This is a genomic window from Marinobacter nitratireducens (assembly GCF_000708045.1).
Lineage (GTDB): Bacteria > Pseudomonadota > Gammaproteobacteria > Pseudomonadales > Oleiphilaceae > Marinobacter > Marinobacter nitratireducens.
The window spans coordinates 272,407-288,557 of the sequence record NZ_ANIE01000009.1; the positions used below are offsets into that span (position 1 = coordinate 272,407).

Sequence of the window (16,151 nt, forward strand, 5' to 3'; positions counted from 1 at the left end):
CCATTCGTTACAAAAACCTTGTTAAAAACGGCAGAACAACGGCCGATACATGTCTACAGTGAAGATACGTGCTCACACGCATAGGGGAGAACAAAAAATGCTGAATACCTTCGTTCATATCGCACAACTGATTATGGTGAATATTCAATCCAGAACTCCGCGGATTGGCGGGAAGCAGGCCGGCGCTTCGGCTCTGGAGTACCTGGTACTTGCAGGGGCCCTGGTTGCCATCATGATCTTCGCGTTCACCAATGACACCATCAAGAATACCGTGAGTGACATCTTCTCCGGTCTGTTTGATGAGGTGCCATCTTCTTCCTCCGGCGCCTGATGTTGTTGTCTGATCAGTGAGTCCACGGGAGTCTGCTATGACACATCGTCGGTCGAGAGGCGCGGTCGCGCTGGAGTTTCTGTTCCTGTTTCCGTTTGTGGTCGGAATTCTCTATGCGTCGGCCAGTTACGGGGTGCTGTTCTTCAACAAGTACGAAATGCAGAACGTTGTAGAACAGGCGACCAATGCAGCACTTCGGGTCGATCGCAGTACTCTGACGGATGAAACAGCAGGCGAGGCGATTGTGACGACCGCAACTTCTGCACTCGAGGAGTTGTGGTCTGCAATGCCTGCTAAACTCAAGGCGGGTGTCGAGGAAATCGGATGCTCTGAAACCACCGCGAGTGGCATTTCGATGGTGCAGTGCTCGGTCATTCGCAATAATGCCGACCAACCTCTGTTGCCCCAGGTGAGTTTTGGCTTCCTTGGCGATTTTCCGCCCATGCCTGAGAGCATGAGTGCTTCGGCCTCCGTGGCGTTCTGATCGCAAAAAAATAATAAACTGCGGATTCGTGCGGATACAACAAGGATGAGTAATGAACAAGCGACTCTTATACGCGTTGCCGGCCACCGTTCTGGCAGTGGTGGCCCTGGCCCTCGCAACGCTCGGATTTCTCACCCAGAAAAAAACGGCGGAGTCGGGCACGCCGGTTACCGTGACTGAAGCGGTAGAAGAAAAGCCGCCCGCCCACACTTATCTCGTTGCCATTGACTCAATCTCTCCGGGTACTCCGCTATCTGAGGACGCCTTTGTGTCAGTGGACTCTGAACAGCCCGTGGCCGGCGCCATCCTCGCGTCTGATGTACCCATGGGGCAACCTGTGAAGACGGGGCTGTCTGCAGGGCAGGTGCTGAGCGCCGTGCACCTTCGAACCGATAGCCTGCTGGAGAACCTGGTTGAGCCGGGATTCCAGGCTATGGCGGTATCGGTAGATGACCTGTCGGGCGTCGGTGGCCTGCTTCGTCCGGGGGACCGGGTGGACGTCACCGTCGCGTTCCGTCGCTCCAACAAGGATCAGCCGGCTGCCATGCGCCTGCTGTCGAACGTCCTCGTCCTGGCGGTTCGGGGTGTTCCTCATCAGGGCGAGTCGCTGGAAGGCAATGATCAACGCAGGAATGCGACGGTTGTCCTCTCCGTTCCCGTTGATCTGGCACCCAAACTGCTTTTGGCCTCCAGTGAAGGCGCGCTGCGGTTGGCGGCTTCAAGCTCAAACAGTCGCGATCCGAATCTGGTTGCCACCTCGGACTCTGAAGAAAAGCCCGTCTATCTGGACGATCTGTTCCCAAAACCACCCAAGCCTGCACCGGTTAAGCAGGTAGCCGCCCCGCCCAAACCTCAGGTCGAGGTCTACGAAGGATCTGAATCGAGGAAGGTTTATGTCAATTGACAGGCTCATGAAATCTCCATGGATGTTGGTGGTGGCCCTGCTGATGGCGGTGGCCCAGCAGACCATTGCGGAAACACTGACCGGCACTCCGGTTTCGCTGGGGCAGGGCGAGCAGAAGGTGTTTTCGTTCCAGGATCCACTCAAAAGGGTGGCGATCTCAAACCCCGACGTCGCGGCGGTATCGGTATCGGATGAACGTGAAATCCTCGTTACCGCCAAGGGTGAGGGTACGGCCGTGCTCTCTGTCTGGGAGAAAGGCCGTGACGAGCCAACGAGGGCTCCCGTTGTAGTGGCGGCAACCCAGGGCGAAAAGCTGCCCTTTGGTATGCAGGTACAGACTGATATCAGGATTGTAGAAGTCAACCGCAGTGAATTGAATCAGCTCGGTGCGTATTACACCAAGTTGTTTGACGGTGGGAGCCTGGGAGCCTCCTTTGGTGCGCCAGATGCAGTCATTCCGTCGCTCGGCGCCACGAATGGATTCAACTTCTTCCGGTTCGGCACCAACTCGCTGGCGGTGATCAATGCGCTTGAGTCCGGAGGCTTTGCCTACACCCTGGCAGAGCCGTCCCTGGTGTCACTCAGTGGTCAGAGTGCGACGTTTCTGTCCGGTGGCGAGTTTCCGATACCCATCGACAGTGGCAACGACGGCATTGAGATTGAGTACAAGGCCTTTGGTGTCAGCCTGAGCCTGACGCCAACCGTCGTAGATGAGGAACAGATCATCCTGAAGGTTGCACCGGAGGTGAGTGATCTGGATTTCTCTGCCGGTATTTCCACCGGTGGCGTGACGGTGCCGGGGCTCCGGGTTCGTCGGACGGAAACCACCGTATCCATGGGGCCCGGAGAGACGTTCATTATCAGTGGGCTGGTCAGCCGGAATACCATTAACAACAGTGACCGTATTCCAGGGCTCGGCAGCCTTCCGGTGCTGGGGGCTCTGTTCCGATCAGACCGGATATCCAGTGAAGACCGGGAGTTGATTATGGTGGTGACCCCTCACATCGTCAGCCCGAGTAGCCAATCTGGCCGCGATCTGAGTGCCATCGCCAGGGACTATGAGCAGGGGAGTACCCGGTTCATCGATATGGCCGTCGGGTCGGAGCCCGGAACCCGTCCAATCAAATACGGATTCAGTTGGTAAGCCTATGTCAACGGAAGAAATACTGGTTTGTGTCTCAGACGACATCGGAATCCGCACCTGGCTTGAGCGGAGCCTGCAAGGCGCCTGGCCGGTCGAGTTTGTAGGTTCGTCTGACCTTTCCCGGATCAACCGGTTGGTCGCGGCGACCGGTACACGGTTGGTCATGGTCAGCGCTGATGAAAATGAACCTGAAAAGGCGCTCAGGATCATCTCCGCTCTGGCGAAAAGTGATGAAGACCTCGTGGTGGTCAGCGTGGTGCGCCGCGTGGTTCAGGATTTTCTGTTGAAGAGCATGAGGGCGGGCGCCCGGGACTGCTTTATTGCCAGTAGTGATGGAGAAGAGCTGCGCAACCGGATCAATGATTTTCGTTTCTCAGCGTCCAAGGCTCCCAGACCTGAGGTCGCGGGTAGTAAAAAGATCGTACTGGTGACCAGTGCGAGCCCGATTGTCGACACCCGTTTTTTCGCCCAGAACCTGGTGTTTGCGACCAACTACTTCCTCCCGCACGAGCGGATACTGGGGCTGGATACAGCCGCAGATGACCGACATGCCTTCTATCTTGATAGCAATAACCGGCTGACCCTGGAAAACCTGCTGGATAACCCGGACTCGTTGGATGCCTCTCTGATCGCGACAGCCCTTGAGGAGTATTTGCCGAATCTGCGGTTCCTGTCTGGGCAACTGCCAATGAATGAAGGGGGGGAGGAGCGCAATACCGACCTGTTCATTGTCATGAGTCAGTTGGTGGGCCTCTTTGACCGCATTATCGTAAACGTCAGCCCCGCCGTAGCCGACTTCTGGGTAAACGCGGTCGGTCTGCATGCCCGGGACCTGGTCATGATGATACATCCTGTGGTGGAACAGGCTCATGAGGCCCGTCGTCGATTGGATGCCTGGCAGGAGTGCATCTCGGCAGACTGTCGTCAAAGCCTGCTTCTCGACGGATTTGAAGGGAAAGGTTCTCCATCTCTTGGCGACATGGAGAAGGCGGTTGGCATCAACTCACTCGGCGCGCTGCCGCTGGACTGGAGTTCCCGCCTGACTGCGATCAATGCGGGCTTGCCTTTGCACCAGTTGCCAGGAAAATCCAGCTATCAACGTGAGCTGCTGAAAATTCTCAAGCGTTACGAACTCGACAGTAACCAGGGAACGGCCCGCAAAGGGTCAACGCAACCAGCCTGAGAGGTAAAGCATGGCAAGCAGAACCGATCAGGAATACCAGAACCTGAAAAAGCGCGTTCATTACTATCTGGTTGAACGTCTCGACGAGGAAGGGGTGGAAGTCGGCAGGGTCAGCAACGACGTGCTGGCCACCTTTGTCCAGAATAATGTCGCTGGCTACGTCTCCCATCATCGGACGCCGCTTTCAGCCCAGGACCTCACCAACCTGACCCGGGAAATACAGGACGAGGTGGCTGGTTTCGGCCCGCTGGAGCCGCTGCTGGCCGACGAGTCGGTCAACGACATCCTGGTCAATGGGCCTGAGGATGTGTTTGTGGAAGTGGCTGGTGTTCTTCAACGGGCGAACACCCGGTTTATTGACGATGACCATGTCGTCCGGATTATCCGGCGTATTCTCGCCCCTCTGGGGCGTCGGCTCGACGAGTCATCCCCAATGGTGGATGCCCGTTTGCCGGATGGCTCGAGGGTTAACGCCATCATTCCGCCCATTGCCCTTGATGGCCCCTCAATCAGTATCCGGAAGTTTACCCAGAAACATCTGACGGCGCAGGACCTGGTGGATCGGGGATCAATGAGCGCTGATTGCCTTGAACTGTTGACCAAACTGGTTCAGAACCGCAGGAATATCCTGGTGAGTGGCGGAACGGGCACCGGTAAAACAACGATCCTCAACATGCTGAGCCAATACATTCCCCGGGAAGAACGGGTGGTGACCATTGAGGATTCGGCAGAACTCCAACTCAACCACCCCCACATTGTCCGTCTCGAAACGCGACCGGCGAACACAGAAGGCAGCGGGAAAGTCACGGCCAGGGATCTGGTGATCAACTCGCTGCGGATGCGTCCGGACAGAATCATCCTCGGCGAGGTGCGCTCCGGTGAGATCATTGAACTTCTGCAGGCCATGAATACCGGTCACGAAGGGTCCATGAGTACCATTCACGCCAATACGGCCCGCGATGCCCTGGTCCGTATCGAGACCCTGCTTGCGGTAAACGGATACGATGCCAGTGAACGTGCTGTTGGGCGCCTGATCGGATCATCACTGGACGTTATTGTTCAGCTGAGCCGTCTGGCGAACGGCCGGCGGTTGGTCAGTGAAGTGGTGGCGCTGGCCGGTGACGGTGACGACCCGTACCGTATGGAAAGCCTCTACCGTACGGATACCGATGAAGCCGGTGAACCCATTCCGACCCTTGGGAGTGCACTCTGATGCCGGCGCAGACGCTCTTTGCGGCGGCGATCACCGTGTCGGTTCTGACGCTGGTGGTGCTCCTTGGGCAGTGGGTGTGGACGCGCACTGCCGGGATGCGGGCGATAGAACGCACAACGCGCATGCGCTTGTTCCCTGCGCAGGAGACAACGGTTCTTGGTGGTGCCCGGGTCGATCTGGGGCCGGTGGAACGATTGCTGGTACAGGCTGATATCGCGATGAGTCTGCAGCGGCTGACGATTTTGGCGGTCGTGTTGGTGGCGGGTCTGCTGGTGCTGTTCGTTACCCGGGGTTTGGTTGAACTGTTGGTGACCGTGTTCTTTATTTCTGTGGCCGGGGCTGTTTGGTGGCGGGTCCGGTTCCAGAAACAGCGCCGGGTCATCCACGAAGAATTACCCGGTATTATCGATGCTGCTTTGAGAAATATTGATGCCGGCCGCTCTCTGGAGCATTCGCTTATCGTAGCGTTTGATGAGTCCAGTCCGGTGTTCCAGCCACTGGTATTCCGGCTTCGCAGCGCGGTTGAAGCCGGTCGGGAATACACCGGGTTGTTTGAGGATTTTGCCCGGTTATACAACACGCCATCCATGATCCTGGTCGCGCTTGCATTGCGGACAACGTCAAGGTTCGGTTCGTCGATCAGGCCCGTACTGGAGCAGGTTGCAGCCTCGCTGCGCTCCCAGCAGGAGTTGCGACAGGAATTTCTGGCGGCAACGGCCGAGACGCGCTTCACGGCAGTGACCTTTGCTGTTTTACCGCCCGGGCTGGCGGCATACATGGTTCTGATGAACGAAGAGTATGCGGATATTCTCGTCAACACACCGACAGGCCATAACCTGTTGATTACCGCCGGTATCCTGCAATTGATTGGTATGGCCGTGATCTGGCGGATGATCCAGGGGGTGGGCCGTGCGTGAATTATGGTTGGTTCTGCCCAGTGCACTGGCATTGACGGCCATTTGGATGGCGGTCTACCAGGCACCACGATGGGCCATTGCCTCCCGGATACGGGATCGCCTGGCAAAGACTGGCACCGGTGAGGGAGAAGAAGGGCAAACCTGGATAGCGGCGTTTGCTGCCTGGTTTACCGGTCTGTCCGTGGTCCAGAGTGACTTTGACGATATGGAACAGGCCCTGGAGACCACGGGGCGAACCCAGTATCAGGCGCAGCTCACCTATATTCTGCTGTGTTGGTTTCTCCCCGCATTGGCTATCCTCGCCGGTTTCCTGATAACGGGGCCAATCGGCGGCTCTTTTATCGCTGCGGTTGCGTTCCTGTTACCCCGCCGGGTGATTCGCACCATGGGGGCAAACGCTGAGAAACGCCAGAACCTTGAGGCCATCGAGCTTTGCCACATGACCCGGATGTTGATGGAGGCCGGGTTGTCGATCGAACGGGCCATACGCTTGATTGCCTTGCAGGCACGCCCTGTGATGCCTCATCTGTGTGTGCGGCTGGATCGTTTCAATCGGGTCATGGAAAGTGGGGCAGATCGTACGGAAGCTCTGGAGGAACTTGGACGCAACCGGAAAATCCTGGTGTTGCGCAGTTATGTCAACCTGATGAAACAGAGCGGTAGCCTTGGTGCGGGCGTGTCTTCCAGTCTCGAACAGATTATCCGGGAAGCCCAGCAAAATGAGCGGGCGCGCCTGAAAGAAGAAACCAACCGGATCGGTGCCAAAATGACGATAGTGATGATGGTGTTCATGTTGCCGGCACTCTTCATCCTGGTCGGGGGACCTGCCGTCCTCTCCATTGCCGAATCGTTCGGGCGCTGATCAACATGAGATTCAACAGGAGCGATATCAAGTTGCGACACGGATTGATTCACCCTATGCCCAGTTTTGTGCGTCCCATGGCAGCGTTGCTGGCATCAGCGGTTTTGGCTGGTTGTGCAACCACAATGCCGCCGGAAACGTCATACAGTGAAGAGCCCACATTACATGTGAGCTGTCGGACCCAGGTGCAGCCGGAAGAACGGCTCCAACTTGATGTAATTGACGAGAAAATCGGAAACGATCAGTTGTACGCAGCGTTAGCACAGCTGGAAAGCGAGCCACTGGGTACAGAGCAGCATTGGTTGAGGCGTGGCCAATTGTACGTGATCACCGGCCAGATGGCAGATGCACGGGAGCTATTTGAAGCGCTGGCGCTGCAATGCGACTCGGCAAGTAGCCACCACGGCCTGGGGCTGGTGGCGATGAAACAGGGGCGATTTGCGGAGGGGGTGGATCACCTCGCTATCGCGAGAAAAAAGGCACCGATTTCCGGCAAGATTCGTAATGACTACGGCTATGCGCTGTTGCAGGTGAATGAGATCGCCACGGCGACCTACGAACTGAGAACGGCTTTTGAGCTGGCAAACGGCGAGGGCAGTGCCCGACAGAATCTGGCCGTTGCCTACATCCTTGGCAAAGATTCTGCCGGGCTGAAATGGATGCAAACCCGTTATGGATTAACCCGGGCAGAGCTTGAACATGCGCAGAAAATCGCGCAACGCATGGGGAGATCGCAATGAGCGTACGGTATTGGATTTTGCTGGCTTTGATGATCGGGGCGGCACAGGTGAGCGCGGGGGAGACCTATGAGTCAGGTTTCAGTTCGGGTGTGATCAATGACGTGCCAGAAAAACATCATCGCTCAAAGGTGAGCGCGCAGCTGGAACAGCAGGCTACCACAGGCCAGCCTGATGAAGGGGAGCTTGCTGTGGGCGTGTTCGTTGACACCCAGGCGAGAATCGCGGAAACCTTCCGGCGCCCCGTGCCTGATCAAATGCTGAACGAAACCCGTGGTGAATAGAATGAATGCGCGACGTCAGACCGGGGCCCTGATGGTCATCACGCCGCTGGTCATTACCGCGATTCTTTTGTTCACAGCGCTCGCGATTGATGGCGCACGCCTGCTATCCCTGCGGGCAGACATGCAAAGTCAGGTAAATGCAGCGGCGACGGCTGCAGCGGGAGCCTCTCAAGCATGTGGTGGCGCGGCGGTCTCCATGCAAACCATGAATGCCCGGGCACTGGCGGCGGCTCAGGCTCAGGGATTTGATGGCGATGCGTCGGATCTTGTGGTGCAAGCCGGAGTCATTGAGAAATCCGCATCAAACCCCAGCGAGGTCGTTTTTCGGCCGGTCACGGATATTGCTCAATCCAATGCCACGAGGGTGAGTTACAGTCGCGATGAGCCCATTTCACGGCTGTTGCCGGATGGATTCCTTGATGATGTCCGGGTTTCCGTAAACTCCGCGGTCAGAAAAGAGGTGATTGCCTCTATCAGCGCGGCGGGCTCGACTGCCGGCGTTGACGGAGGCCTGGTGGGAGCCCTGCTTGGCGGCATACTCGGGCAACCGGGGTATACGCTTGATCCCACGGACATGAGTAGTCTCGGGAACACCCTGTTCTCGGTAGGGGACCTGCTCGATGGCCTGGGTGTCGGCACCCTCGAGGATGCCTTGCCCCTTGGAGCTGATGAGCTGGCAACGGCCATTCGGACGGTTGGTGGTGCGGCAACGCCGGCAGGCGATCTTGCGACCCGCCTGTTGTCCGCCTCCGGTATCGAGACGGTGGTTATCAGCGATGTCATCTCCACGCTCAGCGAGGCCGAAGTGCCCCGTGATGCAAAGTTCCGGGCCTATGACCTGCTGGTCAGTACGGCCCTCAACGTGCTGCAGCAACAGCAGATCCTGAGTGGTTCGCCTCTGACGATCACCAACCTGAATGCGTTGGGATTACCCCTGACGTCAGCGATTGATCAGAACTCGCTGACACTTGAAGTCTATGTCAATCGGCCACCAACGGCTGCGGTCGGTCCGGCACGGCAGGACATAAACGGCGACTGGATTACGACGTTTTATGCACCGGACATCAGCCTCGAAATCGGCGTCAGCGCCGAGCTGCCAACCCTTAACCTGCTGGGCCTGGCTGAATTCGGCATCGGTTCCCTGGTGATTCCGCTGGCTGTGGACCTTGGTGGTGGGCAGGGGGCGCTGGTGTCTGCAAGCTGCGCCGCTGGCGGCAATAACGATGTCGTTTTCGGGATGGACATGCAACGCCAGGCGGTGAGCCTCGGTACTGGCACGATTGATGAACCCACCGGCGATCACCTCAGTGATCCGTTGGACGTCAATATTGGCACGTTAAAACTGTTGGCGGGGCTCATCACTATCGATCCGATAGTCGGCCTTGAGGCCACAATTGATGGCACGATTGGCTCGGTTTCGGCTACCGAAACCATGAATCCGGCGTATCCTCTGTACTGCGGTGCTGGCGGCTGTTCAAGTCTGGTCTATGATCAGAATAGCGGTGGTTTCTCAGGGACCAGTTTCAGCGTTCAGATCATAGACTTGGAAATACTGGCTACCGGAATCGATACCAGCCTCGCCAATGCCATCCTGTCCACGGTAACGGGGCTATTGAATACCGTAGTGGGCAGTTTGCTTGAAACCCTGGTGGACCCGCTGGCGGAGGCCCTTGGCGTTGGAATCGGGGGTATGCAGGTGACAATCTATGAGGCCTCTCAGAGCGGCAGCCAGCTGATCGAGAACATCGAGGTGGTCGGTAACTGAATCCCCTCAACAAGGAACGGGGTCTATGCAGGCAGGGTTTGAAGAAAACTGGTTTGCAGCGGGGCAAAGTGGGCTGTTTTCGCTTCTGCCCTATCTGTTGATTGGTCTGCTGCTCGCCTTGGCTGTGGCGCTCTTATACGTACGCCATCTGAAAAAACACATCCATCAATTGATGTTTGATGTGGGTACGCGCTCCCGTAATCTGCGTAATGCCGACAGGGAGCTGAAAACTCTGTTTGACCAATCCAGTATTGCCGTATTCCTGATGGACGCCCAGACCGCGTCGGTTCTCTACGCCAATACCACGGTGCTGGAGGCGTTTGGCGTTCTCAGTGCCGAGCACCTGAGCACCGATGTGCTTCAGCGACCGGATGCCTGGGCACCGGCTCCCTATAGTCTGAGGGATTTTGAATCTCTGGTCGGCGAGGCCATGCGGGCAGGCACGAAGTCCTTCGATTGGCAAATCCAGCCTGCCAGAGGGCAGGAAATCTGGCTCGAGTGCTCTTTGTCTTTCCTGACCTACAAATCGAAGCAGGCCATGATGTTTACCGGCGTGAATGTGACCGCCCGGAAACAGACCGAAGATCTTGAGAAAAATCGCCAACGGGCGCTGGCATCCATGGCAAGCGATAGCCCACTACACCAGACGTTGGACCAGATTGCGTCAGTGGCGGAGTCCGCCCTGCCAGGTGCGCGCTGCGCCATCATGCTCAAGGACTCGGAGCAATACCGGCTTCGTTGGGCCGGCGGCCGAAGCCTGCCCTCGGCAATGCGCGATGCGCTGGATGGTGTCGCTATTGGCTATGGCGAAGCCAGCCCCGGAACGGCCGTATTCACCGGAACGCGCGTGGTTACCCGCAACACCAATGCGGATGAGCATTGGGCGAAGTGGTATCAACTGCTTGATGCTACGGGTGTCCGGGCCTGCTGGTCAGAGCCAATTCTCGGTCGGGGTGGCGAAACCCTGGGTTCGTTCGATGTCTACCATGATGTTCCCTGGACGCCAGGTGATGCAGACGTGGATCTGCTGACCGGGCCGGTTTTCCTGGCTAGCCTGGCCATTGAGCGACACCGTGCGCAGATGCAGCTCGAGCAGATGGTGGTCTCGGAAAAAGCCGTAAGGCGTATCAGCACGGATCTGCTGACGATCAATGGTGATGATGCTGCTGAAGGGCTGGAGCGCACCTGCTCTGCCTTGGGGCATTTTTTCCGGGCAGACAGAGTGTTTCTGTGCCGAGTCGATGACGCATCGCAGGAACTCAGGATCAGTCATGAATGGGCAGGAGAAGGATTGCCACTTTTGCGGCCGCAAATTTCGAGGCCTTTGCCGGTCATACCGGTCAGTCTGGAGGCGCTGTTCAAATCCTCACCGTCCCCGGTTTTCGACGGCAACCATCCGGTACCGCCCATGCTGCAGTTTTTAGGCGAGCCGTTGGGGTTGGGGAGTTCACGGTCATTAGTGTTAACCGGAATCTATCAGGGAGAGCGGCTCATTGGTCTGCTGGGCCTGGTGAAAACGTCGACGATGCGGGCGTGGACGACCGAACAGCTTGAAAACGTGAAGCTCATGGCCAGCCTGATGGGTAACGTTTTGACCCGTGAGAAGCTGCTCAGCTCCCTCACATTCAGGGCGGTTCATGATCAGCTTACCGGCCTCTATAACCGCCATAAGCTGGAAAGCTTTATGGAGCAGGAAGTCGCTCGGTGTGAGCGTTACAGTACAACCTTCTCGGTGATTATTTTTGATCTTGACCACTTCAAGTCGATTAACGACCGCTATGGACACAACGAGGGTGACAGCGTCCTAGCCGGGGTTGCGAAGATCGTCGAGGGCGATATCCGGGAATCTGAGATTGCCGGTCGCTGGGGTGGTGAGGAATTCCTGATACTGCTGCCTGAAACCGGGTTACAGAATGCCTCGGCCGTCGCCGAACGCATACGCCGTCATGTGGAAGCGTACCGTTTCTCGATCCCGGTTCCTGTCACCATCAGTGTCGGCGTCGCGACGTTCCAGCAAGGCGACAAGCCCCACCACATCCTCCAGCGAGCCGATGGCGCCCTCTACGTGGCCAAAGGGGAAGGGAGAAACTGCGTCCGAACCGCTGCCTGACAGGCCTAAATAGGCCAGTCTGCGGCATCGACCATGTGCAGTCCTACGGGGTTATCGCTATGGCCGCCCCAGCGGTCAATAAACGTTTCCAGCGGGTCGTATTGTTGCGCCTGCTTTTCCAGATTGAATCGTCGTAATCCCCTGGGATCGGCGCCCACGCCTGCCAGATACTGCCAGTTCCCATAATTGCTGGCGACGTCATAATCAACCAGGTGTTGCTCGAACCAGGCGGCACCGTATCGCCAATCCAGTTCCAGTTCGTTCACGAAGCAGCTCGCGACCAGTTGGCGCGCCCGATTGCTGATGTAGCCGGTTTCCCGGAGTTGATTCATGGCAGCGTTGACCACAGGGAACTCGGTGTTTCCCTCACACCAGGCCCTGAACCGGTGACTGTAGAACGTGGACGGGCGCCTTTTCCGCTGCACACCATCCCTGCGAAACAGGTTCGCTCCGTGACGGAAGGCATACCACAGAAAGTACTCGCGCCAGAGCAGCTCAAACCAGAGCCAATAGGTCGACTCGTTGCTGGTTTCGCTCTTTTCGTATTCATGGATGGACTCGGACACTTCCCGAACCGACAGGCATCCGTTGGCCAACCACGGTGACAGTTTCGACGACGAGTCCCAGTCGTCCAGCTCATTCCGTGTTTCCTTGTAGCGGGCAATTCCGTGGCTGACAAAGAGGAACTCTCTGAGTTGCTGCTGCCCCGCAGGCTCACCGCCGCTGAATTGTCCGGGATGCACAGGTTCGCTTATCGGCGGGCACTGGCCACGATTATCGTCGGGGAAACCCGGCGCTGGAGGCAGGGCCGTCAACGTGCGGATACGGAGCCTTTCGGAGTGGCGTTCGCCGGTGGACTCCACGCGTTTCCTGAACTGAGAGAAGGTGCCTGGCAGCTCATCAATGGGCATGGGCAACGAGCCCTCGGTAAACAGGCCGAGGGTCTCAAATTGCTGAAAATGTAAGGAGGGATGTTGTTCCCTGATTGAATGCCACTGGCGAGCTTCTTCCGTGCCGGGAAGCCGGGAGCGAACGATTCGTTCGATCCGGTGTGCCTGTACCAACTCCGGAATAATCTCCTCCGGTTCTCCCCACGCGATGTGCAGCCGTTGACCCATCGGCCGCAGGCTTCGCTCCAGTGCCATCAGGCTTTGCCACAGAAAACGCCATCGATGATCACCCATTGCCCTGCTTTGATGGGGGCCGGGTTCGAACCACCGTGGGTCCACAACGTAGACGCACAGTAGGAGGTCGGATTTCGAGGCAGCCAACAGGGCCGTATTGTCATGCAGGCGGAGATCCCGGGTAAACCAGTAGAGGGTTCGCAAGAGCAGGCTCCCAAAGTCAGGTGGCAGTCATCTGTTAATCATCTTTACGAAATGCCCTTGCGAGAAGTTCAGCCAGACTGGAGATTCACGGAATGCATCGATTACCGATCTGTCAGTTTGAGCTCGATTCGTCGGTTTTTTTGCAGGGCGCCAGGGCTGGTGCCTTCTGCCACCGGGAAGAATTCACCAAAGCCTGCGGCAGCCATGCGCCGCTGGGCGATGCCCCGGGACGCCAGGTAGCGAACCACCGACACGGCCCGGGCAGTGGATAGTTCCCAGTTGGAAGGGAATTTCGGCGTATTGATGGGGAGAACATCCGTATGCCCGTCTACCCGCAGTATCCACTCCACATCGTCCGGAATCCGGCTGGCGACATCCAGCAATACGTCAGCCAGCTTGTCGAGTTCCCGTTTTCCGTCCGGGCCCAGTTCTGCAGAGGCGGAGGCAAACAGCAATTCCGAGGGCAGCAGAAAGCGGTCGCCTACGATACGAATGTTCTCGTTGCTGGCGAGGATGTCTCTCAGGCGACCGAAAAACTCGGACTGATATTGCTCCAGCTGATTGACCCGTTCGGCCAGGAGGGCATTCAGGCGTTTGCTGACCTCTGATAATGCTTCTTCTTTCTCTGAGGTCTTCTGCTCTTGTAGCTTCAGTGCTGAGGCAATCTGGCGTAGCTGCGCCCGAAGAGACGCGATCTGGTTCGAGAGGCGCAAGATCATGGCCTGCTGACTGGCGGAGATCTCGTCCTTTTCATCCATCGCTGCGTCCATGCCCGCCAGCTGCTCGTTCTGGGCGGATATCGTCGCTGTTTGCTGCATCAATTGCTGTCGGGAAGCCTCCAGCCGACTCACCAGTTCATTCTTGCGTTCAAGGCTGTTGTTGAGATCGTCCCGAAGGCTGGCAATCCGGTTTTCCAGGGCATCGTTCTGGCCCCGTTCGAGGCCAAGCAATTCCGTCAGCTCATTCAGCTGTGAGTGCAGGCGCGCCAACTGAGTGTCACGGTCGGAGAGGGTTCGGGTGAGGTACAGCTGGCTGACCACGTAAACCATCAGCACAAAAATCACCAGCATCAGCAGGGCCGACAGAGCATCTACAAAGCCCGGCCAGACATTGGTGGCGCTCCGACTTCGGCGCTTCGATCCGATCATGACAGCTCTTGCTCGTTACTCACTCGATCAACAAGATTGGTGACACCGGTGAGCCATTCTTCAAGTCCGTCATAGAAACGGTTCTGGGCGTGGCCGGCCTGAATGTCCAGAAAGCCCAGTATCAGCGAGCCCCCAAGACCCAGCAGCGAGGAGCTGAAGGCGGTGCCCATGCCTTCCAGCGGTGTCAGAAGCCCAGCCTGAAGTTCTGCGAACACCTTGCCAAAGTCTTCCTGGCCCATGTCCAGCCCGGTAATCACCTGGCCCACGGCATTGATGGTGCCAAGCAGGCCCCAGAATGTGCCGAGCAAGCCAAGGAACACCAGCAGGCTGATGAAGTAACGGGTGATTTCCCGCTGCTCGTCCATCCGGGAATGGATGCCGTCCAGGACCGTGCGTAGCGACAGGGTCGAGAGGGTGAACCGGTCTTTCTTTGCGTCTTCACCCAATTGTCTGGCCAGGGGTTTCAGCAGCCGGGGCTCTTCCACGACGGAAAGGCCGGCATGACCGGTGCGGAACTGTGCCACCCAGCGCAGCTCGGGAAACAGCACGAACACCTGTCGATAAGTGAGCGCGATACCGACGAGGAGTACACAGAGTATGAGTAAATTAAAGACCCAGTTTGCCATGAAGGCCGTGATTAACGGCTTGTGAATCAGGACTCCAACGATCACGACAACGGTGAGGAAAAGAGTCATCCAGAAGAGCGTGTGTTTGGGATTGCTCATGGTGTTGGCCGATCCGTCTGGCATGTTACTGAAACATAGCACACTGCGTGCGGCACGCCTCCGTGGTAACTTAAACGTAAAAGAAGGTTATAGTTCATGACGTATATGGCGACGTATATTCTGTCGTCTATACTTTGGCTGGCCTTTGGCTGGCAATGAAATCGGAACCCGAGGATTCGGGATTACATGGAAGGAAACAAGCCATGCGACTTGCAGCCGTACTCCTGGTGGCGTTTATTGCCATGCCCGCCCTTGCTCAGCAGGGCACCGAAACGGTGGCGCCGCTGACAGTGACCGTCGGAGCCAACCATGCGCCACCCTACCGCATCCTGAGTGGTGGAAAAGAGTCTGGCCTATACATCGACATCTTCAGGAACATCGCGGATCGATTGGGATGGGAAGTGATCTACCGTGAGGCACCGTTCCGCAGGGTACTGCGAATGATGCAGATGGGAGAGGTGGATATCATGCTCGGTCCGCTGCGGACGCCCGAACGAGAATCCATGATGGCGTTTGTCGCACCGGCATTCCCTCCCGAGCGCAAGCTGTTCTTTTACACCGATGAGTCAAACCGGATAACGCGATATTCCGATCTCGACGGGAAACGAATCGGGGTATTAGAAGGTGCTTCTTATTTCCATCGATTTGACACCGATGATCAGCTCCAAAAAGAACCTGCGCCCCGATATAAAAACCTGATGCTGATGATGCAGAAGGACCGGGTGGACGTCGTTATCGCCCCGGAGCTCGTGGGGATCTACACCGTGAATAATCTGGATATGGCGGTCTCTATTTCCCCTTTCTTTGTGCCGGGTGAGCGTTCATACATAGCTGTGGCCAAGAACTCGCCAGTTCTCGATTATGCCGATGATATCCGGGCTGCACTCAAGCTGATCAAACACGAAGGTGTTTATGAAGATTTGATACTGCGGTACATGGAACGGAGGGAACCTGAGGGAAAAATCAGCGGCAGTGGTTCCGCCGGTGAACTCTGACGCTATCTCAATCGTATCTTT

At 57.1% G+C, this 16,151-nt stretch carries 16 protein-coding genes; 13 read left to right on the forward strand and 3 right to left on the reverse strand.

All coding sequences use genetic code 11. The features are described 5' to 3' along the window. Positions 1–97 precede the first annotated feature (97 nt). Genes D777_RS15285 through D777_RS17720 form a run of 12 tightly spaced genes read left to right on the forward strand, consistent with a single transcriptional unit; the run spans position 98 to position 11,934 of the window. Complete coding sequence (locus D777_RS15285; RefSeq protein WP_036133958.1) at positions 98–331, forward strand: hypothetical protein; 234 nt, start codon at positions 98–100, stop codon at positions 329–331. A 37-nt stretch (positions 332–368) separates the two neighbouring features. Further along, complete coding sequence (locus D777_RS15290) at positions 369–815, forward strand: TadE/TadG family type IV pilus assembly protein (protein WP_036133960.1); 447 nt, start codon at positions 369–371, stop codon at positions 813–815. A 52-nt stretch (positions 816–867) separates the two neighbouring features. After that, the gene (gene cpaB, locus D777_RS15295) at positions 868–1,719 is read left to right on the forward strand and encodes a Flp pilus assembly protein CpaB (RefSeq protein ID WP_036133962.1); all 852 of its coding nucleotides are present in this window, start codon (positions 868–870) and stop codon (positions 1,717–1,719) included. Then, positions 1,709–2,863 (forward strand): type II and III secretion system protein family protein, encoded by a 1,155-nt coding sequence (locus tag D777_RS15300; protein WP_227501794.1) that lies wholly within the window; start codon positions 1,709–1,711, stop codon positions 2,861–2,863. The genes cpaB and D777_RS15300 overlap by 11 nt, the downstream gene beginning before the upstream one ends. 4 nt (positions 2,864–2,867) lie before the next feature. Next, positions 2,868–4,046 carry an AAA family ATPase gene (locus D777_RS15305; protein WP_036133963.1) on the forward strand — a complete coding sequence of 393 codons (1,179 nt, stop codon included), beginning with the start codon at positions 2,868–2,870 and terminating at the stop codon, positions 4,044–4,046. A gap of 10 nt (positions 4,047–4,056) precedes the next feature. After that, on the forward strand, positions 4,057–5,259 hold the full coding sequence (locus D777_RS15310) for a CpaF family protein (protein ID WP_036133965.1): 1,203 nt from the start codon (positions 4,057–4,059) through the stop codon (positions 5,257–5,259). After that, complete coding sequence (locus D777_RS15315) at positions 5,259–6,176, forward strand: type II secretion system F family protein (protein WP_036133967.1); 918 nt, start codon at positions 5,259–5,261, stop codon at positions 6,174–6,176. The genes D777_RS15310 and D777_RS15315 overlap by 1 nt, the downstream gene beginning before the upstream one ends. Then, positions 6,169–7,038 carry a type II secretion system F family protein gene (locus D777_RS15320; RefSeq protein WP_036133969.1) on the forward strand — a complete coding sequence of 290 codons (870 nt, stop codon included), beginning with the start codon at positions 6,169–6,171 and terminating at the stop codon, positions 7,036–7,038. Before D777_RS15315 ends, D777_RS15320 begins: the two co-directional genes overlap by 8 nt. 56 nt (positions 7,039–7,094) lie before the next feature. Continuing rightward, on the forward strand, positions 7,095–7,778 hold the full coding sequence (locus D777_RS15325) for a tetratricopeptide repeat protein (protein ID WP_051669136.1): 684 nt from the start codon (positions 7,095–7,097) through the stop codon (positions 7,776–7,778). Continuing rightward, entirely contained in the window at positions 7,775–8,059 is a 285-nt protein-coding gene (locus tag D777_RS15330) for a hypothetical protein (protein ID WP_036133972.1), read from the forward strand. The genes D777_RS15325 and D777_RS15330 overlap by 4 nt, the downstream gene beginning before the upstream one ends. Before the next feature lies 1 nt (position 8,060). Then, positions 8,061–9,824 carry a hypothetical protein gene (locus tag D777_RS15335; protein ID WP_036133973.1) on the forward strand — a complete coding sequence of 588 codons (1,764 nt, stop codon included), beginning with the start codon at positions 8,061–8,063 and terminating at the stop codon, positions 9,822–9,824. Positions 9,825–9,849: 25 nt separating this feature from the next. Continuing rightward, entirely contained in the window at positions 9,850–11,934 is a 2,085-nt protein-coding gene (locus tag D777_RS17720) for a sensor domain-containing diguanylate cyclase (protein WP_051669137.1), read from the forward strand. A 5-nt stretch (positions 11,935–11,939) separates the two neighbouring features. Here the strand turns inward: D777_RS17720 and D777_RS15345 are convergent, their stop codons facing one another. The 3 genes from D777_RS15345 to D777_RS15355 all read right to left on the reverse strand — a co-directional run bounded on the left by D777_RS15345 (position 11,940) and on the right by D777_RS15355 (position 15,135). Further along, a complete protein-coding gene (locus tag D777_RS15345) occupies positions 11,940–13,262 on the reverse strand; it encodes a DASH family cryptochrome (protein ID WP_036133975.1) in 1,323 nt (440 codons plus the stop codon). 101 nt (positions 13,263–13,363) lie between these two features. Next, positions 13,364–14,410, reverse strand: a complete 1,047-nt coding sequence (locus tag D777_RS15350; protein ID WP_036133977.1) for a peptidoglycan -binding protein — start codon at positions 14,408–14,410, stop codon at positions 13,364–13,366. Then, complete coding sequence (locus D777_RS15355) at positions 14,407–15,135, reverse strand: MotA/TolQ/ExbB proton channel family protein (protein ID WP_036134448.1); 729 nt, start codon at positions 15,133–15,135, stop codon at positions 14,407–14,409. Before D777_RS15355 ends, D777_RS15350 begins: the two co-directional genes overlap by 4 nt. 203 nt (positions 15,136–15,338) lie before the next feature. On the opposite strand from D777_RS15355, the gene D777_RS15360 reads away from it, so the two are divergent. After that, entirely contained in the window at positions 15,339–16,130 is a 792-nt protein-coding gene (locus D777_RS15360; protein WP_051669138.1) for a substrate-binding periplasmic protein, read from the forward strand. Positions 16,131–16,151 lie beyond the last annotated feature (21 nt).

Excerpts from the sequence above, each read along its gene's own strand:
- D777_RS15350 (WP_036133977.1), bottom strand. The coding sequence starts at position 14,410 with ATGATCGGATCGAAGCGCCGAAGTCGGAGCGCCACCAATGTCTGGCCG.
- D777_RS17720 (WP_051669137.1), top strand. The coding sequence starts at position 9,850 with ATGCAGGCAGGGTTTGAAGAAAACTGGTTTGCAGCGGGGCAAAGTGGG.
- D777_RS15290 (WP_036133960.1), top strand. The coding sequence starts at position 369 with ATGACACATCGTCGGTCGAGAGGCGCGGTCGCGCTGGAGTTTCTGTTC.
- D777_RS15355 (WP_036134448.1), bottom strand. The coding sequence starts at position 15,135 with ATGAGCAATCCCAAACACACGCTCTTCTGGATGACTCTTTTCCTCACC.
- D777_RS15305 (WP_036133963.1), top strand. The coding sequence starts at position 2,868 with ATGTCAACGGAAGAAATACTGGTTTGTGTCTCAGACGACATCGGAATC.
- cpaB (WP_036133962.1), top strand. The coding sequence starts at position 868 with ATGAACAAGCGACTCTTATACGCGTTGCCGGCCACCGTTCTGGCAGTG.
- D777_RS15300 (WP_227501794.1), top strand. The coding sequence starts at position 1,709 with ATGTCAATTGACAGGCTCATGAAATCTCCATGGATGTTGGTGGTGGCC.
- D777_RS15310 (WP_036133965.1), top strand. The coding sequence starts at position 4,057 with ATGGCAAGCAGAACCGATCAGGAATACCAGAACCTGAAAAAGCGCGTT.
- D777_RS15335 (WP_036133973.1), top strand. The coding sequence starts at position 8,061 with ATGAATGCGCGACGTCAGACCGGGGCCCTGATGGTCATCACGCCGCTG.
- D777_RS15285 (WP_036133958.1), top strand. The coding sequence starts at position 98 with ATGCTGAATACCTTCGTTCATATCGCACAACTGATTATGGTGAATATT.
- D777_RS15330 (WP_036133972.1), top strand. The coding sequence starts at position 7,775 with ATGAGCGTACGGTATTGGATTTTGCTGGCTTTGATGATCGGGGCGGCA.
- D777_RS15360 (WP_051669138.1), top strand. The coding sequence starts at position 15,339 with ATGCGACTTGCAGCCGTACTCCTGGTGGCGTTTATTGCCATGCCCGCC.
- D777_RS15325 (WP_051669136.1), top strand. The coding sequence starts at position 7,095 with ATGCCCAGTTTTGTGCGTCCCATGGCAGCGTTGCTGGCATCAGCGGTT.
- D777_RS15315 (WP_036133967.1), top strand. The coding sequence starts at position 5,259 with ATGCCGGCGCAGACGCTCTTTGCGGCGGCGATCACCGTGTCGGTTCTG.